20 protein-coding genes are annotated in these 24,716 nt (G+C 72.8%); 3 read left to right on the top strand and 17 right to left on the bottom strand.

What is annotated here, in order from left to right:
• Nucleotides 1-12: 12 nt before the first annotated feature.
• The 8 genes from OG992_RS25610 to dapE all read right to left on the bottom strand — a co-directional run bounded on the left by OG992_RS25610 (nucleotide 13) and on the right by dapE (nucleotide 12,661).
• Nucleotides 13-213, bottom strand: coding sequence for a hypothetical protein (locus OG992_RS25610; protein ID WP_238687469.1), 201 nt, complete (start codon nucleotides 211-213; stop codon nucleotides 13-15).
• Between the two features lie 245 nt (nucleotides 214-458).
• The gene (locus tag OG992_RS25605) at nucleotides 459-1,772 is read right to left on the bottom strand and encodes a DEAD/DEAH box helicase (protein WP_238687470.1); all 1,314 of its coding nucleotides are present in this window, start codon (nucleotides 1,770-1,772) and stop codon (nucleotides 459-461) included.
• 224 nt (nucleotides 1,773-1,996) lie between these two features.
• Nucleotides 1,997-2,200, bottom strand: coding sequence for a cold-shock protein (locus tag OG992_RS25600; RefSeq protein WP_007464836.1), 204 nt, complete (start codon nucleotides 2,198-2,200; stop codon nucleotides 1,997-1,999).
• Between the two features lie 226 nt (nucleotides 2,201-2,426).
• Nucleotides 2,427-5,900, bottom strand: a complete 3,474-nt coding sequence (locus OG992_RS25595) for an ATP-dependent helicase (protein ID WP_266304478.1) — start codon at nucleotides 5,898-5,900, stop codon at nucleotides 2,427-2,429.
• Nucleotides 5,901-6,047: 147 nt separating this feature from the next.
• On the bottom strand, nucleotides 6,048-9,602 hold the full coding sequence (locus OG992_RS25590) for an ATP-dependent DNA helicase (RefSeq protein ID WP_266304477.1): 3,555 nt from the start codon (nucleotides 9,600-9,602) through the stop codon (nucleotides 6,048-6,050).
• 213 nt (nucleotides 9,603-9,815) lie between these two features.
• Complete coding sequence (locus OG992_RS25585) at nucleotides 9,816-10,361, bottom strand: TIGR00730 family Rossman fold protein (RefSeq protein WP_112675715.1); 546 nt, start codon at nucleotides 10,359-10,361, stop codon at nucleotides 9,816-9,818.
• The gene (locus OG992_RS25580) at nucleotides 10,361-11,215 is read right to left on the bottom strand and encodes a TIGR00730 family Rossman fold protein (RefSeq protein WP_238686737.1); all 855 of its coding nucleotides are present in this window, start codon (nucleotides 11,213-11,215) and stop codon (nucleotides 10,361-10,363) included. The genes OG992_RS25585 and OG992_RS25580 overlap by 1 nt, the downstream gene beginning before the upstream one ends.
• Before the next feature lie 372 nt (nucleotides 11,216-11,587).
• Complete coding sequence (gene dapE / locus OG992_RS25575; RefSeq protein WP_266304476.1) at nucleotides 11,588-12,661, bottom strand: succinyl-diaminopimelate desuccinylase; 1,074 nt, start codon at nucleotides 12,659-12,661, stop codon at nucleotides 11,588-11,590.
• Nucleotides 12,662-12,739: 78 nt separating this feature from the next.
• On the opposite strand from dapE, the gene dapD reads away from it, so the two are divergent.
• The gene (gene dapD / locus OG992_RS25570) at nucleotides 12,740-13,699 is read left to right on the top strand and encodes a 2,3,4,5-tetrahydropyridine-2,6-dicarboxylate N-succinyltransferase (protein ID WP_266304475.1); all 960 of its coding nucleotides are present in this window, start codon (nucleotides 12,740-12,742) and stop codon (nucleotides 13,697-13,699) included.
• Between the two features lie 51 nt (nucleotides 13,700-13,750).
• Here the strand turns inward: dapD and OG992_RS25565 are convergent, their stop codons facing one another.
• Complete coding sequence (locus OG992_RS25565; RefSeq protein WP_266304474.1) at nucleotides 13,751-17,170, bottom strand: S8 family serine peptidase; 3,420 nt, start codon at nucleotides 17,168-17,170, stop codon at nucleotides 13,751-13,753.
• A gap of 76 nt (nucleotides 17,171-17,246) precedes the next feature.
• Between OG992_RS25565 and OG992_RS25560 the strand changes: the two genes are divergently transcribed.
• A complete protein-coding gene (locus OG992_RS25560; RefSeq protein ID WP_266304473.1) occupies nucleotides 17,247-17,804 on the top strand; it encodes a sugar O-acetyltransferase in 558 nt (185 codons plus the stop codon).
• On the opposite strand, the gene OG992_RS25555 is transcribed toward OG992_RS25560, so the two are convergent.
• From OG992_RS25555 to fdxA, 5 genes are read right to left on the bottom strand one after another with little or no spacing between them, the layout of a single operon-like run.
• Nucleotides 17,801-18,448, bottom strand: coding sequence for a nucleoside/nucleotide kinase family protein (locus tag OG992_RS25555; protein ID WP_266304472.1), 648 nt, complete (start codon nucleotides 18,446-18,448; stop codon nucleotides 17,801-17,803). The two genes, OG992_RS25560 and OG992_RS25555, sit on opposite strands and share 4 nt — an antisense overlap.
• On the bottom strand, nucleotides 18,448-19,098 hold the full coding sequence (locus OG992_RS25550) for an SIMPL domain-containing protein (RefSeq protein WP_266304471.1): 651 nt from the start codon (nucleotides 19,096-19,098) through the stop codon (nucleotides 18,448-18,450). Before OG992_RS25550 ends, OG992_RS25555 begins: the two co-directional genes overlap by 1 nt.
• 10 nt (nucleotides 19,099-19,108) lie before the next feature.
• The gene (locus tag OG992_RS25545) at nucleotides 19,109-20,128 is read right to left on the bottom strand and encodes a prephenate dehydrogenase/arogenate dehydrogenase family protein (protein ID WP_238686730.1); all 1,020 of its coding nucleotides are present in this window, start codon (nucleotides 20,126-20,128) and stop codon (nucleotides 19,109-19,111) included.
• Between the two features lie 22 nt (nucleotides 20,129-20,150).
• Entirely contained in the window at nucleotides 20,151-21,254 is a 1,104-nt protein-coding gene (gene dapC, locus OG992_RS25540) for a succinyldiaminopimelate transaminase (RefSeq protein WP_274531635.1), read from the bottom strand.
• Nucleotides 21,251-21,577, bottom strand: coding sequence for a ferredoxin (fdxA, locus tag OG992_RS25535; protein WP_030490464.1), 327 nt, complete (start codon nucleotides 21,575-21,577; stop codon nucleotides 21,251-21,253). The genes dapC and fdxA overlap by 4 nt, the downstream gene beginning before the upstream one ends.
• Before the next feature lie 79 nt (nucleotides 21,578-21,656).
• On the opposite strand from fdxA, the gene OG992_RS25530 reads away from it, so the two are divergent.
• Nucleotides 21,657-22,628, top strand: a complete 972-nt coding sequence (locus OG992_RS25530; protein WP_266304470.1) for a GNAT family N-acetyltransferase — start codon at nucleotides 21,657-21,659, stop codon at nucleotides 22,626-22,628.
• 43 nt (nucleotides 22,629-22,671) lie between these two features.
• On the opposite strand, the gene OG992_RS25525 is transcribed toward OG992_RS25530, so the two are convergent.
• From OG992_RS25525 to mshB, 3 genes are all read right to left on the bottom strand, one after another.
• On the bottom strand, nucleotides 22,672-23,136 hold the full coding sequence (locus tag OG992_RS25525) for a hypothetical protein (RefSeq protein WP_238686728.1): 465 nt from the start codon (nucleotides 23,134-23,136) through the stop codon (nucleotides 22,672-22,674).
• A 115-nt stretch (nucleotides 23,137-23,251) separates the two neighbouring features.
• Nucleotides 23,252-23,689: a hypothetical protein gene (locus OG992_RS25520; protein WP_238686727.1), complete on the bottom strand. Its 438-nt coding sequence runs from the start codon at nucleotides 23,687-23,689 to the stop codon at nucleotides 23,252-23,254.
• Between the two features lie 17 nt (nucleotides 23,690-23,706).
• The gene (mshB, locus tag OG992_RS25515) at nucleotides 23,707-24,633 is read right to left on the bottom strand and encodes an N-acetyl-1-D-myo-inositol-2-amino-2-deoxy-alpha-D-glucopyranoside deacetylase (protein ID WP_238686726.1); all 927 of its coding nucleotides are present in this window, start codon (nucleotides 24,631-24,633) and stop codon (nucleotides 23,707-23,709) included.
• Nucleotides 24,634-24,716: the final 83 nt, after the last annotated feature.

Genomic DNA, 24,716 nt, shown 5'->3' with positions numbered 1-24,716 from the left:
GCCGGTCGCTGCTCAGCCCACGTGCGCGGTCGCCGGGGCGAGGCCCGGGTCGCCGGGACTGTGCAGCTCCACCAGACCGGCGGGAGCGTTACCCGCCGGGGTGGCATGCCAGGGCGCGAAGGCCGCGACCATGGCGAGCAACAACCCAGCGAGCGCGACCGCGACCACCAGGATCAGTTCACGCAGTGCGCCCGAGCCGGCTTCGCCCGCCATGGTCACCCCTCCCGTGCCGGGCCCCCCGCCCGACATCCCCCGTCGGTCAGCCTCGACCACGTCCGGCCGGGGCGCAGTCGGCCAGCCGACCCAGCGAAGGCTGATTACCGACTCAGCAGAGCGGGCCGCACGGCGCGGTCGGCTGACCGGTCGGGCCGCACGGACAGCCGACCGGCCCGGAACACCGCGCAGACAAAACCGACCCGCCCCGCCGAAGCGGGACGGGTCGGTCGACGCGCAGAAGATCAGACGGTACGGGGACGACGCGGCCGACGGGACCGGCCCGACGCGCGGTGCGCCGGACGGGCGCCACCATCGGCGGCCGAGCCGCCGGAGGTACGGGCCCGAGAGACGGGCGCCGGCGGAGCGACGATGGTCACCGGCACGCCGGACGGCTCGCGAGCGCCGGTCACCCGGGCCAGCGATCCGTCACCCGCGCGGACCTGGACCGACTCGGGCCGGATACCGGCGGTGGCCATCAGCCGGGACACGTCCCGGCGCTGCTCCGGCAGGACCAGGGTGACCACGGAACCGGACTCGCCGGCCCGGGCGGTACGGCCGCCCCGGTGCAGGTAGTCCTTCGCCTCGGTCGGCGGGTCCACGTTGACCACCATGTCCAGGCCGTCCACGTGGATGCCACGGGCCGCCACGTCGGTGGCGACCAGGGCGGTCACCTGACCGTTGCGGAACTGCTCCAGGATCCGGGTGCGCTGCGGCTGGGACTTGCCGCCGTGCAGCGCTGCCGCGCGTACGCCCTTGGAGAGCAGTTGGCGGGCCAGCCGGTCGGCGCGGTGCTTGGTACCCATGAACAGGATGGTGCGGCCCTCACGGGCGGCGATCCGGGTCAACGCGTCGGGCTTGTCCGCAGCGTCGACGTGCAGCACGTGGTGGGTCATAGCGGTGACCGTCGCGGTGCCCGGGTCGACCGAGTGGGTGACCGGGTTGCTCAGGAAACGGCGGACCAGCCGGTCCACGCCGCCGTCCAGGGTCGCGGAGAAGAGCATCCGCTGCCCCTGCGGCGCGACCTGCTCCAGCAGCTTGGTGACCTGCGGCAGAAAGCCCATGTCGGCCATCTGGTCGGCCTCGTCGAGCACTGTGATCTCGACCTGGTCGAGCCGGGCGTCGCCACGGTTGATCAGGTCGTGCAGCCGACCGGGGGTGGCGACGACAACCTCGGTGCCGGCGCGCAGGGCGTCCGCCTGCCGCTGCAACGACAGGCCGCCGACCACAGTGGCGCAGCGCAGCCCGACGGCGCGGGCGTACGGGGCCAGCGCGGTGGTGACCTGCTGAGCCAGCTCGCGGGTCGGCACCAGCACCAGGGCCAGCGGGCGACCCGGCCGGGCCTTACGGCCGGCGGTGCGGGACAGCAGCGGAAGCCCGAAGGCGAGAGTCTTGCCGGAGCCGGTACGACCGCGGCCCAGCACGTCCCGGCCGGCGAGCGAGTCGGGCAGCGTCGCCGTCTGGATCGGGAACGGCTCGGTGATGCCCTGCGCGGTCAGCGCGGTGAGCAGCGCCGGTGCCAGACCGGTATGAGCGAACGACGGAATAACTGTGGTCATGCGAAAGCCTTCCTCGACGCGGCACGTGTCGAGGGAGGGCGCCGAAGTCGGCGCTGTCAACCGGCGGCGCAAGGCAGCCAGGACTCACAAGCACGAACCGAAAGGGAGTACAGGCCGGCCCGCCGCCGGGCCGCCGCCTGCGTAGGCAGGTGGCAGCGGGGCGGGCCGGTCCCGTCACCGTCACACCCGGAGGGCGCGACAGGTAATGCTGACCGATCCGAAGATCAGAGCGGGCGGATGTTCTCCGCCTGCGGGCCCTTCTGGCCCTGGGTCACCTCGAACTCGACCCGCTGGTTCTCGTCCAGGCTCCGGTAGCCGGAGGACTGGATCGCCGAGAAGTGGGCGAAAACGTCGGCGCCGCCGCCGTCGGGGGTGATGAAGCCGAAGCCCTTGTCAGCGTTGAACCACTTCACGGTGCCAATAGCCATGTGTTTCGTCTCCTTGACGGAACGTCGGACGCGCACTTGTTGCGTGCCCGAAGAGGAGCGCTCCGCGCGGGGATGCGCGAATCGCCTGTCGCTTCTGGTCGCCCCGCCCGGAGAACTCCGGACACAACAAAGAGCGCCTGGGGCCACAATCCCGCCAGGCGCACACAGAGTCTCTGGTAACCAAAACTGCAACCCGGTCAACCTACCACGGTTTTCCCCGCCATGGTCAATGTTGGGCAGAATCCTCGGGCAACTGGGCGATCATGGCCGTGAGGCCCGTCACATCCAGCAGGTCGGCGGGCCGTACGGTCACCCCATGGCGGACGTAGTGGAACGCCGCGCCCACCCGATCGACCGGCACGCCGGCCAACTCCGCCCAGGCCAGCCGGTACACCGCCAGCTGCACGGCGGCCACGTCGGCCGCCGGCCCGGTGGGCTGCGCGCCGGTCTTCCAGTCGACCACGTCGAACCGGCCACCCGGCCGGGCGAAGACCGCGTCCATCCGGCCCCGCACCACCACTCCGGCGATCACAGTGGCGAAGGGCACCTCCACCTCCACCGGTGACCGGTCGGCCCACTCGCTGGCCAGGAACCGCTCCTGAAGCTCGATCAGCGCCTCGTCGGGTGCGGCATCGGCGTCGGCCGCTCCGGGCAGCTCGTCCAGGTCCAACAGGCGGTCGGCGCCGAAGCGCTGCTCCAGCCAGGCGTGGAAGGCGGTGCCTCGACGGGCGTACGGGTTGGGTTCGGCCGGCACCGGGCGACGCAGCGTACGGGCCAGCGCCGCCGGATCGCGCCGCAGCGCGACCAGTTGGGTGACGCTCAGCGCCCCGGGCAGCGCCACCTCGACCGCACCGGAGAGCCGGGTCAGCTCGGCGCGCTCCGCCAACAGCAGGTCCGCCTCGCGCTGCCAGCGCGCCACCTCCGGATCCACCTCCGGCTCGACCGGCTCGGCCTTGACCGACGGCACCGGCCCGGCAAACACCGGCCCGACCTCCGACCCGACCGGCGACACCGACCCGACCGGCCCGGCGAGCACCGGCCCGACCGGCCCGGGGAGCGCCGCCGTCGGGCCGTCGGCCATCAGGCGACGCACCAGCCCGGCCGCCTCGGCCAACGCCGGCCGTCGACCGCCCAGCGGGTCGGCCGGCCACTCCGCGCGGAGCACCACCTCGGCAGTGGGGTTCGTCGCGTCGGGAGTCGGCTCCGGCGCCCACGCGTCGATCAGGTGCCCCGGCCCGCCGTCGAGGCAGGCGTCGTACACCTCACGCAGGAAGACCGACGGACCTCGCGGTCGCTTCGTGCCCTCCCCCCACCAGTAACCGGAGCAGAGCAGCAGCCGACGCGGCCGGGTGACCGCCACATACGTCAGCCGGCGTTCCTCCCGCTCGTCGTGGGCCCGCCACGCGTCGGTGAAGTCGGTCACCGCCCGCGCCACGGCCCGCTGGTCCCCCGCCTCGTCGAGTGCCAACTCGGGCAGCCCGTCGGCGTCGCCGCGCAGCGGGAACGGCAGCACGCCCAGCCCACCCAGCCAGTGGTCGGAGTTGCGCACCGGCCCCGGCCACAGACCACGACTGAGCCCGGCCACCGCGACGACGTCCCACTCCAGGCCCTTGGCGGCATGCGCGGTGACCACCTGCACCGCGCCCTCCACCACCTCGACCTCGCCCGGCGCCAGACCGCGCTCCTCGTCCTCGGCGGCGGCCAGGTAGGACAGGAAGCCGGACAGTGTCGCGCCGGGCGTCTCCCCGCTGAACCGGGCCGCCACGTCGCCGAGCGCGTCCAGATGCCCCCGGGCCAGGCCCGCGTCGCCGGCGCCGTCCCGGCCGGCCCGCACCGCGACCTCCACGTCCAGGCCGATGGTCCGCTCGATGTCCGCGATCAGGTCCGGCAGCGCCTGGTCCAGCCGGTAGCGCAGCAGCGCCAGTTCCCGGCCGTACGCGCGCAGCCGCGCGAACCCCTCCGCCGAGTACGCCTGCGCCGGCCCGAGGTCGGCCAACGCCTCCACCAGGGTCGCCTCGTCCAACAGGTCGGGGCTGATCTCCGAGGCCTCGTCGGCGGCCACCTGTCGCCGGGCGTTCGCGATGGCCCGCGCTCGTCGGTGCAACGCCACCAGGTCACGTGGCCCGATCCGCCAACGGGCACCGGTGAGCAACCGCAGCAGCGCGGCGCCATCGGTCGGGTCGGCCAGGACCCGCAGCGTGCAGACCACGTCGCGCACCTCGGGAGTGTCCAGCAGGCCACCCAGCCCGACCACCTCGACCGGTAGGCCCCGCTCGCGCAACGCCGACTCGATCGCCGGGATCTGGCTGCGCACCCGGACCAGCACGGCGGTCGTCGGGCGGCGGTCCACCGGGATGTGTTCCGGGGTCGCGCCCGGCATCCCGGCCGCCCCACGCCAGGCGGCCAGCACGCTGTCGGCGATCCAGTCGGCCTCGTCGGCGTACGTGGGCAGCATCGCGCAGTGCACGGTGCCGCCGGCCGCGCCGCCCGGGCTGCGGTGCGGGATCGGGTCCCGGACGGTCAGCGCGGAGCGCAGCTCCGGCACCCGGGCACCCGCCGCCCGCAGCGGGGTGGAGAGCGCGTTCGCCACCCGGAGGATCTCCGGGCGGTTGCGCCAGCTCGTGGTGAGCCCCAGCGCCGGGGCCGGTTCACCGTTGGCGCGGGCGAACTCGGTGGGGAACCGGTCCAGGGTGCCCGCGCTGGCCCCCCGCCAGCCGTAGATCGACTGGCACGGGTCGCCCACCGCGGTCACCGGGTGCCCGCCACCGAACAGCGCGTTGAGCAACACCACCTGGGCATGGCTGGTGTCCTGGTACTCGTCGAGCAGCACCACCCGGAAGCGGTCCCGCTCGATCACGCCGACCCCCGGGTGGTCCCGGGCCACCCGGGCCGCCCGGGCGAGCTGGTCGGCGAAGTCCATCGCCTCGAAGTCCTCCTTGCGCCGGGCGTACGCCCGCACCAGCGGCAACAGGCGCAACCGGGTCTGCTGGAGGGTGAGCGCCTTGCGCACGTCCGCGTACACCCGACCCGGCCGGGACTGCACCTCGGCGAAGAACCGACCGGTCCAGGCCGCCAGGTCGTCCGGCGCGACCAGATGCTCGTCCAGCTCCCCGGCCAGCGCCAGCACCGCGTCGGTGATGGTGCTCGGCATCCGGTCCACCTCGGACATGTCGCCGTCGTAGTTGCGCACCAGCAGGTCGACCAACTGCCAGCGGGACGCCTCGGTGAGCAGCCGGGTGGACGGCTCGTAGCCGGCCCGCAGCCCATGCTCGGTGACGATCCGCCCCGCGTACGAGTGGTAGGTGGAGACGGTGGGCTCACCAGCGAGCGGATCGTCCAGCGGGTCCCGCCCCTGCCGACCGAGTCGACGGATCAGCTGGTCGAGCCGGGTCCGTACCCGATGGGCCAGCTCGCCGGCCGCCTTGCGGGTGAAGGTCAGCCCGAGGATCTGCTCCGGCCGCACGTACGAGTTGGCCACCAGCCAGACCACCCGCGCGGCCATCGTCTCGGTCTTGCCCGACCCGGCGCCCGCGACCACCAGCAGCGGCTCCACCGGGGCGGCGATGATCGCGGCCTGCTCCCGGGTGGGTGCCGGCAACCGCAGCAGCTTGGCCAGCTCCACCGGTGTGTAGCGGGGGCCGGAGTCCGCGAGTCGGGGCGTCGGCGCGGGGCCCGCGCCGAACAGGGTGGGCTGACTCACCGTGCCATCTCAGTTCGTGACTGCGGGGCTCGCAAGCTCACTCCTCGCCCTCACGGGTGCCATCTCAGTTCGTGACTGCGGGGCTCGCAAGCTCACTCCTCGCCCTCACGGGTGCCATCTCAGTTCGTGACTGCGGGGCTCGCACGCTCACTCCTCGCCCTCACCTGCGCGTCGGACGGTGGGTGGCTCGACGACCTGACGACCCTGGCCGGAGACCGGGCAGCTGGTGCGCACCGGGCAGACCCGGCACTTCGAGTTGGCCACCGCGGCGAACGTGGCGGCTGCCATCGTATCGGCGGTCCGCCGGACCAGCGCGGTCGCCCAACCCGCCGCCGGACCCTCGCTGGCGGCCGGCTGATTCTGCTCCCTGGCGTCCTTGGCGGAGGTCCCGAGCTGCACCAGCGCGGCGCCCCCGGACTCGTCGCCGAACTCGGCGAACGCGCCCGCCTCCACCGCCGCCTGGTAGGCGCCGAGCTGCGGGTGCTCGGCAAGGTCGGTGCCGGTGACAGCTGTGGACTTGCCGGTCTTCAGGTCGATCACCACGAGCCGCCCGGCCTCGTCGACCTCCAGCCGATCGACCCGACCGGTCAGGTCGATCGGCCGGTTCGGGTCGTCCAGGCGCACGGCGAACTCGTGCTCGATGGCGAGCAACCTGCGCGGGTTGGTGGCCAGCCAACGCAGCAGCTTGTCGACCATCGCCTCGGCGCGTTCCCGCTCCGGCCCGGCCATCCACCGGGCCGCCAGCTCGATCGCGTCGAACCGGGCGGCCACGTAGTCGAGCAGCGCGCCCCGGTCGGCGCTGGCGTCCTCGGCGAGCATCGCGGCGGCGTGCACCAGGTTGCCCACCCCCTGCGCGGTGCTGGTCGGGCCGCTGCCGCCGTGCCGTTCCAGCAGCCAGCGCAGGCTGCACCGCAGCGCACTCTCCATGGCCGACGGGGTGACCCGCACCGCGTCGCCGTCGTCGACGAGCGGCCGGTCGTCGGAGAGCACCCGCAACCCCCACCAGTCGTCGGGGTGCGCGCCGGGCACCCCGGCGGCGGCGAGCCGGGCCAGCTCGGCCGCCGCGGCGCGCCGCCGGGCCGCCGGAGCCGCCGGGTCGGTGATGGCGGTACGCAGTTCCGCTACCAACGCCGGCAGGGTGAGCGCCCGGGGTGGACGGGTCACCGGCAGTGCTCCGGGACGGCCCGGCTCCTCGTCATCAGTCTCACTCGCCGCGGCGCCCCCGTTGCCGCCGGAGGACGGCTCGGTGCGGGGACCGGGCGGCGGGCCGGGCGTGCTCGGCGGGGTCGGTGGCGTGCTCGGCGGGTTCGGTGGCGTGCTCGGCGGGGTCGGTGGCGGTGTGCTCGGGCCCAGCTCGTGCAGGAACCGGCTGGGTTGCTCCTCGTGGTCGTCGCCGCCGACGGCGGCCGACGCCACGGCGCTGACCAGCAGCCGGTGCCGGGCCCGACTGATGGCGACGTGGAAGAGTCGACGCTCCTCGTCCAGCAACGCCGAGGTCTGACCCACCACGTTCGCCGCTGTGGCCCCGTCCACCGACCGGCCGGCCAGCACGTCGACCAGGCGCTCGGAGCCCAGCAGGCTGCCGCGCAGCCGCAGGTCCGGCCAGATGCCCTCCTGCACACCGGCCACCGCCACCAGGTCCCATTCCAGGCCCTTCGCGGCGTGCGCGGTGAGCAGGCGTACCGCCGCACCCCGGTCGGCGGTCGGGGCGATGGTGTCGGCCGGCAGGTCCTGGGCGAGCACGTGGTCGAGGAAGACCTCGGTACGCGCGCCGGGCAGCCGGTCGGTGAACCGTGCCGCCGCGTCGAAGAGGACCAGCACGGCGTCCAGGTCGCGGTCGGCAGCCTCGGCCCGTCGACGCCGGGCCAGGTCGCCCTCGCCGGCCTCCGGACGCCCCTGGTTGATCGCGCCGGCCCACCGCTCGGCGAGACCACTGGCGTGCCAGACGGCCCAGAGCACGTCCTCGGCGGTCGCACCCGGCCGGGCGGCGGCTTCGCGGGCGATGGCCAGCAGCCCGGCCACCGCCTGCGCCGGCTCCGCCCAGCGCCGCTCGATGCCGGCTAGCTCCTCCGGATCCTGCAGGGCCTCGACGATCAGCTCCCCGGAGGGCCGTCGGTCACCGCCGGCCAGGGCGAGCGCCCGCAGGCCCTGCCGCAGCCGTCGCTCGGCCAGCGGGTCGGCCCCGCCGAGCGGCGAGTGCAGCAGCGCGACGGCGGCCTCCTCGTCGAGTCTCTCCGGCTCCAGCGCGCAGCGCAGCAGGAGCAGCAGCGGCGCGACCGCCGGTTGCAGGTGCAGGGGCAGATCCTCACCGTGCACCACAGTGGGTACGCCGGCAGCGTGCAGCGCCCGTCGCAGGGTGGGCAGCTGCAACGCTGTGGACCGCACCAGCACCGCCATCCGTGACCACGGCACGCCGTCGAGCAGGTGGGCCGAGCGCAGCGCGTGGGCCAGCCAGGCGGCCTCGCTGGTCGCCGAGCGGAAGGTGTGCACCTCGACCACGCCGGGCGGCGCGTCCGGCAGGGGGTGCAGCCGACGGTGCGCGGCCGGGCCCCGCAGCCGCCGACCCAGCCGGGCGATCGCCGCGAGCAGACCCGGCCCGGCCCGGTACGACGTGGTCAGCAGCACCTGCGCGGCCGGCGCGCCGGATGCCGTCCGGAACCGGTGCGGGAACGTCGCCACCCCGGCCGGGTCGGCGCCCCGGAAGGCGTACGTGGAGGAATCCGGGTCGGCGAACGCGACAAGCGACTTGCCACCGCCGGCGATGACCGAGAGCAGCTCCAGTTGGGCGGGGTCGGTGTCGGCCAACTCGTCGAGGTAGACGTACGCGAGCCGACGACGCTCGGCGGCCAGCAACTCCTCGTCGTCGCGCAGCAGCCCGGTGGTTGCCCGGACCAGCTCCGCCGGGTCGTACGCGATGGAGCCCCGGTTGCTGACGTCGCGCAGCGCGAGCACTGCGACGTACTCCCGCAGGAAGCGGGCGGCGGCCGGCCAGTCGGCGCGACCGAGCCTCTCACCCAGCCGGGCCAGGTCCATCGGGCCCACGCCGCGCTCGGCGGCGCGCATGAGCAGGTCGCGCAGTTGGCCGGCGAACGCCCGGGTGCGCAGGGCGGGACGCAGGTCGGTGGGCCAGCCGACCGGGTCGTCCTCGGGCTCCTCGCCCACCACGTCCAGCAGCTCACGGATGATCAGATCCTGCTCGGGGCCGGTGAGCAGCCGGGGCGACGGTTCACCCCGCTCGGCGGCGGCGCGGCGGAGCAACCCGAAGGCGTACGCCGGGAAGGTGCGAACCAACGGCTCGCGCAGCACCCGGTGGCCGTCCTGCGCGATCCGGGCCTCGATGCGCTGTCGCAGCGCGGTGGCGCCTCGGCGGCCGAAGGTCAGCACCAGGATCCGTTCGGGGTCGACCCCCTCGGCCACCCGGGCGGCGACCGCCTCGACCAGCGTGCTGGTCTTGCCGGTGCCCGGGCCGCCGAGCACGAGCATCGGCCCGTCGGTGTGCCCGACCACCTCGGCCTGCACCGGGTCGGCCCGCCAGCCGTCGCCGACGACCAGCTCGGGCCCGGCCACACCATCGGACCGACTCGACGTGCCGACGCCGCCCCCGGACGTGCCGCCGCTGGCGGGCCCGGAGGCGGTGTCAGGCGTCGCCCCGTCCCCCCGCGCCGGCCTCTCGGGCCGCCGCACCAACCGGTACGCCTGCATCAGCTCATCCCATCAGACCCATACGACACCACCCAGTCCCCACCCACTCCCCCTCACCCCAACATCCACCCCCGTCGATCATGAAGTTAGCGGCGCGACACGCCGAGAGCGACGTCGCTAACTTCATGATCACCGCGAGCGGGCCGGGACCGGCCCGGGATGCGGTGGGGTGGGGTGGGGTGGGGTGGGGTGGGGTGGGGTGGGGTGGGGTGGTCAGGTCAGGTGGGATTCCAGGACGTCGAGGGCCTCGGTGACGGTGGTGGTGACCGTCAGGAGGTCGCGGCCGGCGGGCTTGAGGAAGGTCTGGTCGGCCAGCGCGTCGAGCCAGTCCAGCAGGGGGCGGTAGAACCCGTCGGTGTCGATCAGCACCATCGGCTTGGTGTGCAGGGCGAGGGTGGCGGTGGTCCAGACCTCGAACAACTCGTCCAGGGTGCCCAGCCCGCCGGGCAGGGTGAGGAAGGCATCCGACTTGTCGATCATCAAGGTCTTGCGGCTGGCCATCGAGTCGGTCACCAGCAGCTCGTCCGAGGCCAGGTCGGCGACCTCCAGATCGACCAGCGACTGCGGGATCACGCCGACGGTGCGCCCACCGGCGGATCGGGCGCCGTCCGCCAGCGCGCCCATCATGCCGACGCAGCCACCACCGCTGACCAGCGTGTGCCCGCGCCGGGCCAGCTCCGCGCCGGTCTCGGCGGCCAGGTCCAACCAGCGCTGATCGAGGGTACGAGAGGAGGCACAGAAGACGCAGATCGCCGCCATCAGTCGTGGTCCCGAGCCTGCTCGGCGGCGGCCTGCTGGTCTGCGCCGGTGCGCGCGACAGCCTCCTCGCGAACGGCCTCCTGCTCGGCGGAGAGCGCGGCCTCCGATTCGACGATGTACCGGACCGCCTCGCTGACGTCGTCGGTGAGGCAGATCAGGTCCAGGTCGACCGGCCCGATCTTGCCGGTGGCGGCCATCGTGCCGCGCAGCCAGTCCAGCAGGCCCTGCCAGTAGGCGACGCCCATGAGCACCACCGGGAACCGGGTGACCTTGCCGGTCTGCACCAGTGTGAGCGCCTCGAACAACTCGTCCATGGTGCCGAACCCGCCCGGCAGCACGACGAACGCCTGGGCGTACTTGACGAACATCGTCTTGCGGGCGAAGAAGTAGCGGAAGTCGATGGCCAGGTCGACCCAGTCGTTGATGCCCTGCTCGAACGGAAGCTCGATGCCGAGCCCCACGGAGAGCCCACCGGCCTCGCTGGCGCCGCGGTTGGCGGCCTCCATCACGCCGGGCCCACCTCCGGTGATCACCGCGTAGCCGGCTCGGGCCAGTGCACCGCCCAACTGCTCGGCCAACTGGCACTCGGCGCTGTCCGGCGCGCTGCGCGCGGAGCCGAAGACGCTGACCGCTGACGGCACGTCGGCGAGGGTGTCGAAACCCTCGACGAACTCGGCGAGGATGCGCAGCGCGCGCCAGGCGTCCTTGGTCTTCCAGTCACCCCGCCCCCGTGAATCCAGGAGTCGCTGGTCGGCGGTGCTGCTCGGGATCGCCCCTCTGCGCAGGGTGACCGCACCGCGATGCCGCTCCTGTCCCGGACCGCGACCGGCCTCCCGCCCGTTGCTCTGGCTCATGGGGCAACCGTAGTGGAGCAGCACCGGCCGGGTGCGCGGGGCGGGGACGCCGAGAAATTGTTCGGGATCATGGGCAACTATTCGGCGCTCCCGTACGTCTTACTATTCACATACCGGGTATGCCCCGGCGCGCGCCTTCGGGGGAGGAGACAGCGTGATCAGTAACAGCGAGATGATCCGGATCCGTCGCCAGATGCAGCGACGGATCCGAGACGTGGTGGCCGAACGCCGCCGCATCCGCCAGCAGAACCCAATCCCCGTCTCCCCCACCCCATCCGGAGCCGATCAAGAGGTTTGCGTCGCCGACAACGGGCCAGGCTGACGCAAACCTCTTGATCACCGGTGCGACCGGACGTGACGGGGCGACCAGGGTCAGGCCGGGGCCAGCCAGCGGTGCAGGGTTGCCGCACCGTCGCGGATCTTGCTGATCTCGACGTGCTCGTCGGGGTGGTGGGCGAGGTTCGGGTCGCCCGGGCCGAAGTTCAGCGCGGGGATGCCCATCGCCGCGAACCGGGCCACGTCCGTCCAGCCCAGCTTGCCGATCGGCGCGGCGCCGACCGCCGCCAGGAACTCCTTCGCGGGTGCCGCGTCGAGGCCGGGCGCGGCACCGGCAGCCGTGTCGGTGACTGTCACCTCGAAGCCGGCGAACACCTCACGCAGGTGCGCCTCCGCCTCGGCCGGGGTGCGGTCCGGGGCGAACCGGTAGTTGACCTCGACCTCACAGAGGTCGGGAACCACGTTGCCGGCCACCCCACCGTTGATCCGCACCGCGTTCATGCCCTCGCGGTAGTCGCAGCCGTCAATGGTGACTCGGCGCGCCTCGTACGTCTGGAGGCGTCGCAGCACCTCGCCGGCGGCGTGGATGGCGTTGACCCCGTGCCAGGAGCGCGCCGAGTGGGCGCGTACGCCGGTCGTGGTGACCACCGAGCGCATGGTGCCCTGGCAGCCCGCCTCGACGATGCCGTACGTCGGCTCCAGCAGCACCGCGAAGTCCGCCCGCAACCACTCCGGGAGCGCCTGGGCGACGAGGTTGAGCCCGTTGTACCGCGACTCGATCTCCTCGGCCTCGTAGAAGAAGTACGTCACGTCGTAGCGCGGCTCGGGCAGCGTCACCGCCAGGTGCAGCGCGTACGCGGTGCCGGACTTCATGTCGGAGGTGCCGCAGCCGTACATCAGGTCGCCGCGCATCGTCGACGGAAAGTTGTTGTTCAACGGCACCGTGTCGAGGTGCCCGGCAAGCACGACACGCTGCGCCCGACCGAGGTCGGTACGCGCCATCACCGTGTTGCCGTGCCGGTGGGTGGTCAGGTGCGGTACGCCCCGCAGCACCTCTTCGACACAGTCGGCGATCGCCTTCTCGTTGAGGGACACGGACTCTATGTCGACCAGAGCGCGGGTCAGCTGCACCGGATCGGCGAGGACCTCGGGGGTCAGCGGGTTCTCCATGGTTCGCACGGTACCTTCAGGTCTGTCAGCGCGAGGAGCGAGCCGAGGTCAGCCCGGCCGTGACCGAGAGGTGTAACAGTGACGTCCGCAGATTCCGCCTGGGGCATCGGCCTGGCTACGGTCACCGCCGACGAGCAGGTGCTCGATACCTGGTACCCGACCGGCAAGCTGGGCCTGGGCGAGCTGCCGCTGGTCGCCGGCGAGGACAAGGCGGACGTGCTCGACCTGCCGCCGGCCGCGCTCGGTGACCGGTCCCTGCCTGGCCTGCGTACCGTGCAGGTGGTGACCGTGATCGGTTCGTTGGACGACCCGATCAAGGACGCGTCCGACGCGTACCTCCGGTTGCACCTACTCTCGCACCGCCTGGTGCGACCCAACCAGCTCAACCTGGACGGCATCTTCGGCAAGCTGGCAAACGTGGCCTGGACGTCCGCCGGGCCGTGCCCCCCGGAGCGGGTGGACGAGCTGCGGGTGATCGAGCGGGCCGCCGGCCGGCACCTGGCGGTGTACGGGGTCGACAAGTTCCCCCGGATGACCGACTACGTGGTGCCCTCCGGTGTGCGGATCGCCGACGCCGACCGGGTGCGCCTCGGCGCGCACCTGGCCGCCGGCACCACTGTGATGCACGAGGGCTTCGTCAACTTCAACGCCGGCACCGTCGGCACCTCGATGGTCGAGGGGCGGATCGTGCAGGGTGTGCTGGTCGGCGACGGCTCCGACATCGGCGGCGGCGCCTCCATCATGGGCACCCTCTCCGGCGGCGGCACCGACAAGATCAGCATTGGTGAGCGGAGCCTGGTCGGCGCGAACGCCGGCGTCGGGATCTCACTCGGCGACAACTGCGTGGTCGAGGCCGGCTGCTACATCACCGCCGCGTCGAAGATCACGCTCCCCGACGGCCGGGTGGTCAAGGGCCGGGAGCTGTCCGGCGTCGACGGCCTGCTGTTCTGGCGCAACTCGGTCACCGGCGCGCTGGAGGCCCGGCCGCGCACCGGCCGGGGCATCGAGCTGAACGCCGCCCTGCACGCCAACGACTGACGGCCCCGCCGGGTCCGCGGCGCTCGGCCGCGGACCCGGACGGGGTACGCCTCAGCGCAACCGGTACGCCTGGATGATCCGTTGGGTCACCGTGTTGCCGGCGGTGTCCCGTGCGGTGGCCCGCAGCGACACGTGGCCGGCACCGGCCGGATGCCGCAACACTGCCGACCAGCCGTCGGCCGAGGTGCGGACCAGCTTCGCCTTGCCCCAGGTCTTTCCGCCGTCGTACGAGACGTCGACGGTGAGCTTCTCCACCCGGGTGGCCGGCGAGCCGGGCTGCCGCTGCACCCGTACCGGTACGACGAAGCCCTGACCGGCCGGTGCGCTGTTGTCGACCCGCAGTGGCGGCGCGAAGCGCACCGCCGACAGCGGCAGTCGGGCCGGCGTCTCACCGGCGACGTGCCTCGACCGGAAGGTCCAGCTGGACTCCACCTCGGTGCTCAGGTCGGTGAAGCTCCGCTTCGACGACGTGACGAGCCGGTAGTCCGCCGCACCCGGTGGCACCGTGAACTCCCCGTAGCCGGCGTACTCGCTCTCGCCGACCAGCTTGCCGTTGCGCCAGAGCTTGGTGTGCTCACTGTCGCTCAGCGAGAAGCCCGGGTGCCCGGCCGCGTCACTGAAGATCGGCACGTCGACCAGGATGGTGTCGCCGACCCGGGTGACGCTCTGCTGCGGCCAGCGCGGGTTCGGGAAGGACGGTCCGTAGGGCGCCTGGTTCCAGATCTCCTGGACCGTCCGCCCGGCCCGGTACGCGGTGGAGGTGGAGACGAGCGCTGCCTTCGGGATCAACCACCCTTCCTCGTCCACAGTTCCGAAGAGGATTTCGGATTCCCACTTCACGCCCTTGGTGTTGTAGTACTCGACCCGCTGGCCGGGCACGACGGTGGGCAGGATCACGGCCGAGTAGCCGACGTTGTACTCCAACTCGGGGAGCACGATCCGCTCGGCCTCCATGCCCGGGTAGCCACCGCGGAACTGGTGCACGACGGTGGCCAGGTCCCGTCGGGCGTAGTCACGCACGAACCCGGTGGGCATTCGGCCCGGGATCGCCTCGGCCAGCGCGTACAGGTACGGACTGTTGGCCGAGTCCGGCGTGGTCCAGTTGCTGCTGACGGTGGCGACGAACTTGTCGGCGGAGACCGGCTTGCCGAGCTGACCGCTGGTCAGGCCGGTGAACGTCTCCGCCCAGAGCCCGACGCCGTACCCGCTGCCGTCGTCGGCGGTGAAGTTGGCGCTGAGGTCGATCAGTTGCGGGACGGCGGTCCGGTCCGGCACTGTCGTCCGTACCGGCTTGGCCCGGCGAGCGTCCACGACGATCCGGGTGTCCTGATCGACAGTCAGTTCGGGCTGTGCCAGCAGGGACATCCCGCGCTGCTCATCCTCCGGGCCGGGCTCGAAGACGAGGCCGGTCAGGCCGTAGTGCCCCTTGGGCACCCGCACTGTGGCCACTCCGTCGGAACTGACGAGGTCCCAGAAGCTGTAGGTGTCCAGCCCGACCAGGGACGTCCAGTGGTCCGCCGTGCGAGCGCCGGCCCGGTTCAGGTGCTCCACTGTGAGCGTGTAGCTCTCGACCTCCCGGTGCACCGCCAGTGGAGTGACAGCGACCGCCGCACCGGAGCGGGCCACGATCCGACCGGTCCAGTAACCGTCGGCGTCGCCGAGCCGGGTGTCAGTGGTGACGGTAGTGGCGGCCGTGCCGCCCGCCGGCACTGTGAGTTGGCTGGCACCCAGAACGAACAGGCCGGCCGGTAGCGCCCGACCGCCGGGGCCCGCGCCCTCGATGCTCAGGTCCACTGTGACCGCTGCCGGGCCGTCGTTGCGCCAGGTCACCGTACGGGTGATCGGGGCGTCGTCGGCGTGCGGCCAGAGCGTACGCCCGAACGAGACGCTCACCGGGTCGGTGGTGATCTGCTGGGTGATCGCGTGTGCGACGTCGACCCGCCCGGCACCCTGCTGGTAGGCGGTCTGGTCCGGGTGCGGCTTGGCGGCGGCCATCAGGGTGGCCTTGAGCCGGTCGGCCCGCCATCCCGGGTGCTGCTGGGCCAGCAGCGCGGCCGACCCGGCCACGTGCGGGGTCGCCATCGAGGTGCCGGAGAGCGTGACGTAGCGGTCCCCCACCGGATCGCCGATGACGCCGGTGGCGGACCGCGCGGCGACGATGTCGACGCCGGGCGCGGTGATGTCCGGCTTCAGCGCGTCGTCGCCGACTCGCGGTCCCCGGCTGGAGAATTCGGCCAGCTCGTCGTCGCGGTCCACAGCGCCCACGGCGAGCGCGGCGTCAGCGGAGGCCGGGGAGCCGACCGAACCGTCCGAGCCGTCGTTGCCGGCGGCGATGACGAACAGGGTGCCGGTCTGGGCGGTGAGGGTCTGCACGGCCTCCTCGACCGGGTCGACCTCCGGGGTGTCCCAGCCGCCGAGGCTCAGGTTGACCACTGCGGCCTTCTTCTCCACAGCGGCCCACTGCATCCCGGCGAGGATCGCCGAATCGGTGCAGCCCGCGTCCTCACAGACCTTGCCGTCCAGCAGCGTCGCGTCCGGCGCCACACCCCGGTACTTGCCACCGGAGGCGGCGCCGCTGCCCGCGATGGTCGAGGCCACGTGGGTGCCGTGGCCGACAGTGTCCCGAGCGTCGGCGACCTCGGTGAAGTTGCGCGCCTCGGCCACCTTGCCGGCCAGGTCCGGGTGGGTGGCGTCGACGCCGGTGTCCAGCACCGCGACGGACACCCCCGTACCGGTGAACCCGGCCGCCCAGGCGGCGGGCGCGCCGATCTGCGGCACGCTGTGGTCGAGGGTCACCCGTCGATGACCGTCCAGCCAGATCCGCTCGACGCCCCCCGCCGCGTCGAGCCGGGCCCCAGCGGGACCGGTGGCGACCGTCTCCCACACCGCGCCGAGGGAGGACTTCTCGCTGGTCAGGGCGGCACCGCGAATCAACGGCAGGTCCCGGGTCAGCCGCGTGCCGGGCAGAGCGGCCGAGGCACGCTTGGCGGTACCCGTCGAGCCGTACCCCACCAGCAGCGGCAGGGTGTTGCGGTTGGCGTCGTCGTAACCTGCCTCGACCAGCCCGGTGACGTCGAAAAGTCGCCGGTCCACCCGACCGGAGCGCAGCAACGGCACCGCGTCCGTCGGCGTCACGGTGAGGCGGCCGCGCTCGCGCTGGACCAGGAACTGCACGTCCTCGCGGCCGGCGCCGGGCCGGACCGAGGCACCGGACGCGGTGACGGTGACCCGGTCACCGGTGATCAGCGTGACAGTGGTCGAGCGGTTGGTCGGGTGTCCACCCGGAGTGGACTGTTGGTCGGTGTCGCCCGGTGGGGCGGGCACGGCGGCCGTGGCTGAGGCGGGAGCCGGCGCGGAGAGCGCCAGCGCGAACACGAGGCCGAGAGCGGCCAATTTTCTTCCCTGGTGCAACGGATCCTCCTCGTCAAGCGTCTTGATGGATGGAGTCACATTGACAACCCAGAATTGCATACCGAGTATGCAAAAAGAAGGCCGAAAAGTGACGGACCTGCCACGAGCCGACGAACCGGGCCGGCATGATCGGGCGGTGACCTCCATGAAGGACAAGATGCTCGCCGGTGAGCCATACATCGCCGACGATCCCGAGATCATCGCCGACCTGGACCGGGCCGCCCGACTGATGGAGCGCTTCAACACCAGTCCCGCGGCCGATCCGCAGGACCGGATCGCGGCCCTGCGTGATCTCCTCGGCGAACTGGGCGAGGACACCTGGATCCGCCCACCGTTCTACTGCGACTACGGCTGGCAGATCCGGATCGGCCCGCGCAGCTTCGTCAACTACAACGCGGTGTTCCTCGACGTCGCTCCGATCACCCTCGGCGCGGACGTCCAGGTCGGCCCTAACGTGCAGCTACTCACCCCGACGCATCCGGTCGAGCCCGGCCCGCGACGGAACAAGTGGGAGGCGGCCAAGCCGATCACCATTGGCGACAACGTGTGGCTCGGCGGTGGCGCGATCGTGCTGGCCGGCGTGACGATCGGCGCGGACACCGTCGTCGGCGCGGGCGCTGTCGTCACCCGGGACCTGCCCGCCAACGTGGTGGCCGTCGGCAACCCGGCCCGGCCGGTCCGCGAACTCGGCTAGACCGTCGGTGGATCCGACAGGCGGACCACCAGGTCGGCCCGGTCGGCGGTGGGGGTGATCAGGGCGGCGTTCGACTCGTCGCTGCCCAGCGCCCACGCCCGTGCCTGCTCCGGAGACCGACCGAACGCCTCGTGCCGGGCGGTCAGCCGGCGGTGCCGCACCTCGGCGTCCAGGTCGAGAAACCACGCCTCGTGCAGCAGCGGTCGGATCTCCTGCCAGGGGAAGTCCGGCAACAGCAGGTAGTTGCCCTCGGTCACCACCAGCCGGACCGACGGCGCCACCTCGATCGCGCCGGCCACCGGCTCCTCGAGCTCCCGGCGGAACTCCGGCGCGAAGACCGACGTCGGCTCCAACCGGCGCAACCGGCGCAGCAGCGAGACGTACCCATTGGCGTCGAAGGTGTCCACCGCGCCCTTGCGGTCGGCGCGACCCAGGCGGACCAGTTGCGACTGCGCCAGGTGAAAGCCGTCCATCGGCACCAGGCAGGCGGCCGACCCGATCTCGGCGACGATCCGCTCCGCCAGTGTGGACTTCCCGGCGCCCGGCGCGCCGGCGATGCCGAGCAGTTGTCGCGGGCCGGCCTCGGCGAGCACCAACGCCCGCGCCACCAACTCGTCGGGGGACAGCACCCGGGCCGGCGGCATCAGCCCAGAACCGGGTCGCTGATGGTGAACCGCGCCTGCACCGCCGCCTGCACGGTCTGCGGCTGCGGGTCCAGCTCGAGCTCCGGCGGACCACCGCCCGCGCCAGCGCTACCGGCGAAGGCCGCACGAGCGAACATCGGCCGGTCGGCGGGGCCCGCGTCGGCCAGCTCGATCAACGAGGTGACCCGGGCGCCCAGCGCCTCCGCGTACTCCCGGGCCCGCAGCAGCGCGTCGCTGATCGCGGCGTGCCGGGCCGCGCGATGGGCCGGGCTGTCCGGACGAAGCTCCCACCACGGGCCGGCGACCTCGACCTGGTCCTGGTCGGCGAGCCGGAGCATCAGCTCACCCAGCGCGGTGAAATCGGTGACAGTGACTGTGGTGGTGACACTGCCGTGCCAGGCGACCACCCGCTCACCCGAGCGCCGGGTCTCCGGTCGCACCCGCAGGTCGCCGGTCTCCCGCCGCGCCACCGTCGGCCCGGAACCGTCCAGCAGCACCCGGATCGCCGCGGCCCGCTCGGCCAACCGGGTCAGCGTCGCCTCCCGGTCCCGGTCGCGGGCTGTCGCGGTGACCGCGAACCGGGCCAGCTCGGGAGGCACCTCCCGGTACGCCTCGCCGCGCACCTGCACCACCGGACCGTCCACCGCCATGCCCCTCAGCCTAGTCAGCGACGGGGCGCCGCGCCGCGTAGGAGACAGTGTCCGCGTCGACGTGCAGGCCGGTCAGGTAGCCGCCGGCCACCCCCAGTTCGCGCAACCAGGACACCTCCCCGGCGTGGTCACCGCCGGCCGGGAACTGCCTGTCGTACGCGTCGAACCGCCGGTCGCGCAGCGCCACCCGGGAGGCCCGCGCCTCGTCGTAGCGTGCGGTGAGCGCCTGGGCGTCGTCGGCGCGCAGCGCGGCGGCCAGATCGTCCAGGAACGCGGTGACCTCGGCCAGCTCACGCAGCACCCGGTCCCGGTTGCCGAGCAGCATGTTGGCGGTCCGATCGGCAGGGGTTCCGGCGACCCGGGTGCCGTCGGAGAAACTACCGGCGGCGAGCGCGAGGATCGCGTCGCGCAGCGGTGCGCGTTGCACGGCGCCGGCCAGCGCGCCGGCGAGCAGGTGCGGCACGTGTGAGGCGAGCGCGGCGGCCGAGTCGTGCTCCGTGGCGGACATCGGCACCACCCGGGCCTCGAAGACCTCCACCAGCAGCTCGGCCAGCCAACGGAACGCGGTGGTGGCTGGCCCGGGTGCCGGACAGAGCACCCAGGCCGCGCCGGTGAGCAGGTCCGGTCGCGCGGCCGTCAAGCCCGCCCGGTCGGTGCCCGCCATCGGGTGTCCGGGCACGAACCGGTGCGTCAGCCCCTGCGCGGCGGCGAACGTCGCCACCTGCTCCTTGGTGCTACCGACGTCGGTCAGCACACAACGCTCATCGGTCATCGCCGCCACCTCGACCAGTGTCGCCGGCAGGGTGGGCAACGGCCCGCACAGGAAGACCACGTCGCGGTCGGTCACCGCTTCGACCAGGCGGTCGGGCGCGGGTACGCCCACCCGGCGGGTCTCCCGCCGGGTGGCCTCGTCCGGGTCCCACCCGACCACGTCGATGCCGGCGGCGACCATCCGGAGCAGCACCGAGCCACCGATCAGGCCGGTGCCGACTACCGCCGCCCGCACCCGCGCACCTGGCCTGTCCACCATGCTCGACCGCCCGGAGCCGCGATCAGGCGAGACGCGCCGCGACGCCGGCGATGTGCTCGTCGGACTCGGTCAGCGCGACCCGGACATGTTGCCCGGCCGTCGGGCCGTAGAAGACGCCGGCCGCGACCAGGATGCCGCGTCGGGCCAGCCAGTCGACCGTCTGCCAGCAGTCCTCGCCCCTGGTCAGCCAGAGGTACAGGCCCGCCTCGGAGTGCTCGACGGTGAACCCGGCACCGGTGAACGCCGCGGCGAGCACCTCCCGCCGGGCGCGGTAACGCTCCCGCTGCTCCTCGGCGTGTCGCTCGTCCTCCAGCGCGGCCACCATCGCCGCCTGCACCGGCGCGGGCACGATCATGCCGGCGTGCTTGCGGACCTTGAGCAGCTCGGCGACGAGCGCCGGGTCGCCGGCGACGAAGCCGGCCCGGTAGCCGGCGAGGTTGGACCGCTTGGAGAGCGAGTGCACGGCCAGCACCCCGGCATAGCTGCCCCCGCTCACCTGCGGAGACAACACCGAGACCGGGTCGGCCGACCAGCCCAGCGGCAGGTAGCACTCGTCGCTCGCGACCACAGCGCCACGTTCACGGGCCCAGTCGACCACCTTGCGCAGGTGCGCCGCGGGCAACACCCGGCCGGTCGGGTTGCCGGGCGAGTTGACCCAGACCAACCGGACTCGCGGGGTCGGCCCGAGCGAGGTGAGCGAGTCGGTACGAACGACTGTGGCACCGGCCAGCCGGGCGCCGTCCTCGTAGGTGGGGTACGCGATCGACGGCACCACCACCACGTCACCCGGGCCGATGCCGAGCAGCGTGGGCAGCCAGGCCACCAGCTCCTTCGAGCCGATGGTCGGCAGCACACCGAGACCGTCGACGCCAGCGCCACAGGCTCGGGACACCCACGCCGCGATCGCGGCCCGCAGCGTCGGGGTGCCGGCGGTCAGCGGGTAACCGGGAGCATCGGACGCGTCAGCCAACGCCCGCCGGATCACCTCGGGCACCGGGTCGACCGGGGTACCCATGGAGAGGTTGATCAGGCCCTCCGGATGCGCCGCGGCCAACGTGGCCGCGGCGTCCAGGGTGTCCCAGGTGAACTCGGGCAGCCGCGACGAGACCGGCGCGGGCCGGTTCAGTGGCCCTCGCCGCGCGGCGGCTGCGCGGCGACGAAGGTGGCGTCCTTCTCCACCTTGCCGACCTTCGAGGCGCCACCGGGCGAGCCCAGGTCCTCGAAGAACTCGTAGTTCGCGCCGGTGTAGTCCTTCCACTGCTCCGGGACGTCGTCCTCGTAGAAGATCGCCTCCACGGGGCAGACGGGCTCACAGGCACCACAGTCGACGCACTCGTCGGGGTGGATGTAGAGCATCCGATTGCCCTCGTAAATGCAGTCGACCGGGCACTCCTCGATGCATGCCTTGTCGAGCACATCTACGCACGGCTCGGCGATGATGTAGGTCACCGGTCTTCTCCTCCGCAAGACTCGCCGCGATCTCCCGCGACGCTAAGAGCCTAGTATCTCGCCGGGGAGGGGGTCGATCGTGCTCCGACAGCAGGATGTGGGACACCGGATCGTGGTCCGCCGGATTGTGGGGATTCGCGAAGGCCGCCCGCAATTTTCCGATGCCCTCGGCGAGCTGGTAGAGCTGAGCGAGACTCATCTCACGCTGGCCACCGCTCAGGGGCCGCTTCGGGTGCCGGTGGCGCAGGTCCACCGCGCCAAGCGCGTTCCGCCGACCCGTCGGCCGACCGCCGCGGCGGTCGTGGCGCTGGAGCGGGCCGCCGACGAGGCCTGGCCGGCACCGACCCGGGGCCGACTCGGTGACTGGCTGCTCCGTTCGGCCGAGGGCTGGACCGGGCGCGCCAACTCGGCGCTGCCGATCGGCGATCCCGACCGACCACTGGCCGCCGCTGTGGACGCGGTGGAGCGCTGGTACGCCGAGCTGGGGCAACCCGCGCTGATCAACACCCCGCTGCCCCTCGCCGCTCCGGTCGGCGCCGAGTTGGACGCCCGCGGCTGGGGCACCCGCCCGCCGACGCTGGTGCAGACCGCGCCGCTGCCCCTGCCGGAGTCGACGCCCTCCACCGGCCGGGCCGACGGGTGGGCCAGTGCGGTCGTCGAGCTGGCCACCGCGCCCAGCGACGAGTGGCTGGCCATCGCCGCCGGCCGCAAGGGCGGCCTGCCGGACGCCGCCCGGCACGTCCTCACCGCCGTGGACCAGGTCCGCTTCGCCCACGTGTACGTCGACAACGCCCTGGTGGCCGTCGGCCGTGGCACGGTGACCGGCCAGGGGCGCTGGTTGGGCCTCAGCCTGATCGAGGTCCTACCGGCGGCCCGCCGCCAGGGGTTGGCCCGCCGCGTGATCCACGAACTGGCCAGTTGGGGCGCGTCGGGCGGCGCGACGCACGCGTTCCTCCAGGTCGAGCAGCGCAACACGGCGGCGGTCGCGCTCTACCAGCGGCTCGGCCTCGTCACCCACCACACCTACCTGACCCGGGTCGCCCCGAACTGACCAGCGACGCGGCCGGGCGGTGCTTGACCGGGCTGGGCGGTGATCAGCGGCGGACGACGCGGCGGGGCTTGGCGGCCTTGACCTCGGCGTACCGCTTGAGCTGCTGAGAGCGGTAGTCACGGCCGAGCGCGGTGAGCACCAGATAGCCGATCAGCAACCCGGCGCCGGTGGCGAGCAGGTAGAGCCAGATCTGGGCGAAGAACGTCGCCGCGCCGCCGTCGAACGGGTTGTGACCGACCAGCAGGGGCCCGACCAGCACGGTCAGCAGCATCGCCACCGGCACCACGAGGGCCATGTCGGCGGCCCAACCCGCCAGCGGCCGGCGACGACCCCAGCGGAAGGCGACCACGGCGAGGATCAGCCCGATCACCACGAACATCGCGAGCGACACCCGGTCGGCGGCGGTGTCGTCACCCTCGAAGCCGAACCGGATGATCAGTCGGGCGACCACGTTGACCGCGAAGAGTGCCGCCGCGAGCACCCCGATGTCACGCCACCGCTTGTCCATCGCCGGACCCTCCTGCCGTACGCCCCGTCGCGGGGTTCGCATCCCTGGCAGGAATATCTACCACCCTTTCCTGGGAGACGTCACCACCCGGCAGCAACCCGAAACCAGCCCGACGTCAGCTGCCGAGCATGGGCGGCTGTGGGGCGAGGATCTGCCGGAAGCCCATCACCGCGAAGGTCATCGCGCCGGCCACGATCATGGCCAGCCCGACCCAGTTGTCGCCGGCCAGCAACAGGTCACCCTCGTTGGTCCGGATGGCGGCGACCGCCATCAGCGCGAACCACGGCACCGCCGGCAACGCCACCGCCCAGCGACGGCCGACCGCCTCGTACGCGAACCAGCTCAGCACGATGTTGGCGCCGATGGCGAGGAGCACCGACACGCCGATCAGTTGTCCGCCGACGCGGAGCGTGGCGAGCAGCAGCTCCAGTACGCCGGTCAGCACACCGGCGAGGACCACGACGATCCCACCGACCAGCCGGACGCCCAGGTCCAGCAGTCGCGGCGGCGGCCCCGCCGGCGGCGGGGCTTCCTGGTCCTCCACGACCGTCATCGGTGCGGCCGGCACTGTCACCGGAGACCCGCCGCCGCGACCGGGGACCGGTCCGGGGCGGTCTCCGCGGGCAGGCCGGCGAAGAGGTCGTCCTCCCAGCCGTACGGCCCGGTGCCCGGGCCCTTCTCACCGACCGCGAGAGTGAAGAACTCCACGCCCATGAACTCGCCACCGAAGTTGCCGGCGATCGAGTAGAGCCACGAGGTGGCCGGGATCTGGGTGGCGTGCGCCCGCATCGCGGCCTCCTTCGCGGTGTGCTGGTCGGTGCCGTCGATCCGGGCGGCGATCTGAGCGTCCGGGGTGCCGAAGGGCAGGTCGGCGATGTCCTCGATGCCACCGAACGGGTTGTCGGACGACTCGGCGAAATGCGTCATTCCGGCTTCCAGGACGCTGAGCGGCATGGCCGTCCAGTAGACCTTGAGCGGGGCGCAGCCCTCGGCGGTGGCCAACTCGACGGCGCGCATGGCCACCCGGTGCGCCTGGATGTGGTCGGGGTGGCCGTAGAAGCCGTTCGGGTCGTACGTGACGAGCACCTGCGGGCGTACCTCTCGCAGGATCTCCACGAGGTGCCCGGCGGCCTCGTCGAGGTCGGCCTGCCAGAAGGCCCGGGGGTGCTCGTTCGTCGCGAGCCCCATCATCCCGGAGTCGCGGTAGCGGCCGGCGCCACCGAGGAAACGGTGGTCGCTGACGCCGAGCGCGGCGCACGCGGCGGCCAGCTCGGCCACGCGGTACCCGCCGAGCTGGTCGGCCTCGGCGGCGGCGAGCTGCGCCAGCGCGGGCACGTGGATCTCGCCCTCCTCGCCGAGCGTGCAGGTCACCAGCGTGACGTGCGCGCCGTCGGCGGCGTAGTGGGCCATCGTCGAGCCGGTGCCGATCGACTCGTCGTCGGGGTGCGCGTGGACCAGCAGCAGGCGGCGGTCGGGCAGCATCGTCACGACGGTCACTCTAACTGGCGGTTCTTCCCCGGCCGACGCTGACGCGTCCGCCCAGGTCGGCCACATCACCCCCGCTCCCGCTCTACGATTTG

Origin of the sequence: Micromonospora sp. NBC_00362 (assembly GCF_026342155.1) — a bacterium.
GTDB classification, from domain to species: Bacteria; Actinomycetota; Actinomycetes; order Mycobacteriales; family Micromonosporaceae; genus Micromonospora; species Micromonospora hortensis.
This window is presented reverse-complemented; position numbering and strand designations above follow the sequence as displayed.

Excerpts from the sequence above, each read along its gene's own strand:
- OG992_RS25610 (WP_238687469.1), bottom strand. The coding sequence starts at position 213 with ATGGCGGGCGAAGCCGGCTCGGGCGCACTGCGTGAACTGATCCTGGTG.
- OG992_RS25605 (WP_238687470.1), bottom strand. The coding sequence starts at position 1,772 with ATGACCACAGTTATTCCGTCGTTCGCTCATACCGGTCTGGCACCGGCG.
- OG992_RS25600 (WP_007464836.1), bottom strand. The coding sequence starts at position 2,200 with ATGGCTATTGGCACCGTGAAGTGGTTCAACGCTGACAAGGGCTTCGGC.
- OG992_RS25590 (WP_266304477.1), bottom strand. The coding sequence starts at position 9,602 with ATGCAGGCGTACCGGTTGGTGCGGCGGCCCGAGAGGCCGGCGCGGGGG.
- OG992_RS25585 (WP_112675715.1), bottom strand. The coding sequence starts at position 10,361 with ATGGCGGCGATCTGCGTCTTCTGTGCCTCCTCTCGTACCCTCGATCAG.
- OG992_RS25580 (WP_238686737.1), bottom strand. The coding sequence starts at position 11,215 with ATGAGCCAGAGCAACGGGCGGGAGGCCGGTCGCGGTCCGGGACAGGAG.
- dapE (WP_266304476.1), bottom strand. The coding sequence starts at position 12,661 with ATGGAGAACCCGCTGACCCCCGAGGTCCTCGCCGATCCGGTGCAGCTG.
- OG992_RS25565 (WP_266304474.1), bottom strand. The coding sequence starts at position 17,170 with ATGCAATTCTGGGTTGTCAATGTGACTCCATCCATCAAGACGCTTGAC.
- OG992_RS25555 (WP_266304472.1), bottom strand. The coding sequence starts at position 18,448 with ATGCCGCCGGCCCGGGTGCTGTCCCCCGACGAGTTGGTGGCGCGGGCG.
- OG992_RS25550 (WP_266304471.1), bottom strand. The coding sequence starts at position 19,098 with ATGGCGGTGGACGGTCCGGTGGTGCAGGTGCGCGGCGAGGCGTACCGG.
- OG992_RS25545 (WP_238686730.1), bottom strand. The coding sequence starts at position 20,128 with ATGGTGGACAGGCCAGGTGCGCGGGTGCGGGCGGCGGTAGTCGGCACC.
- OG992_RS25525 (WP_238686728.1), bottom strand. The coding sequence starts at position 23,136 with ATGGACAAGCGGTGGCGTGACATCGGGGTGCTCGCGGCGGCACTCTTC.
- OG992_RS25520 (WP_238686727.1), bottom strand. The coding sequence starts at position 23,689 with ATGACGGTCGTGGAGGACCAGGAAGCCCCGCCGCCGGCGGGGCCGCCG.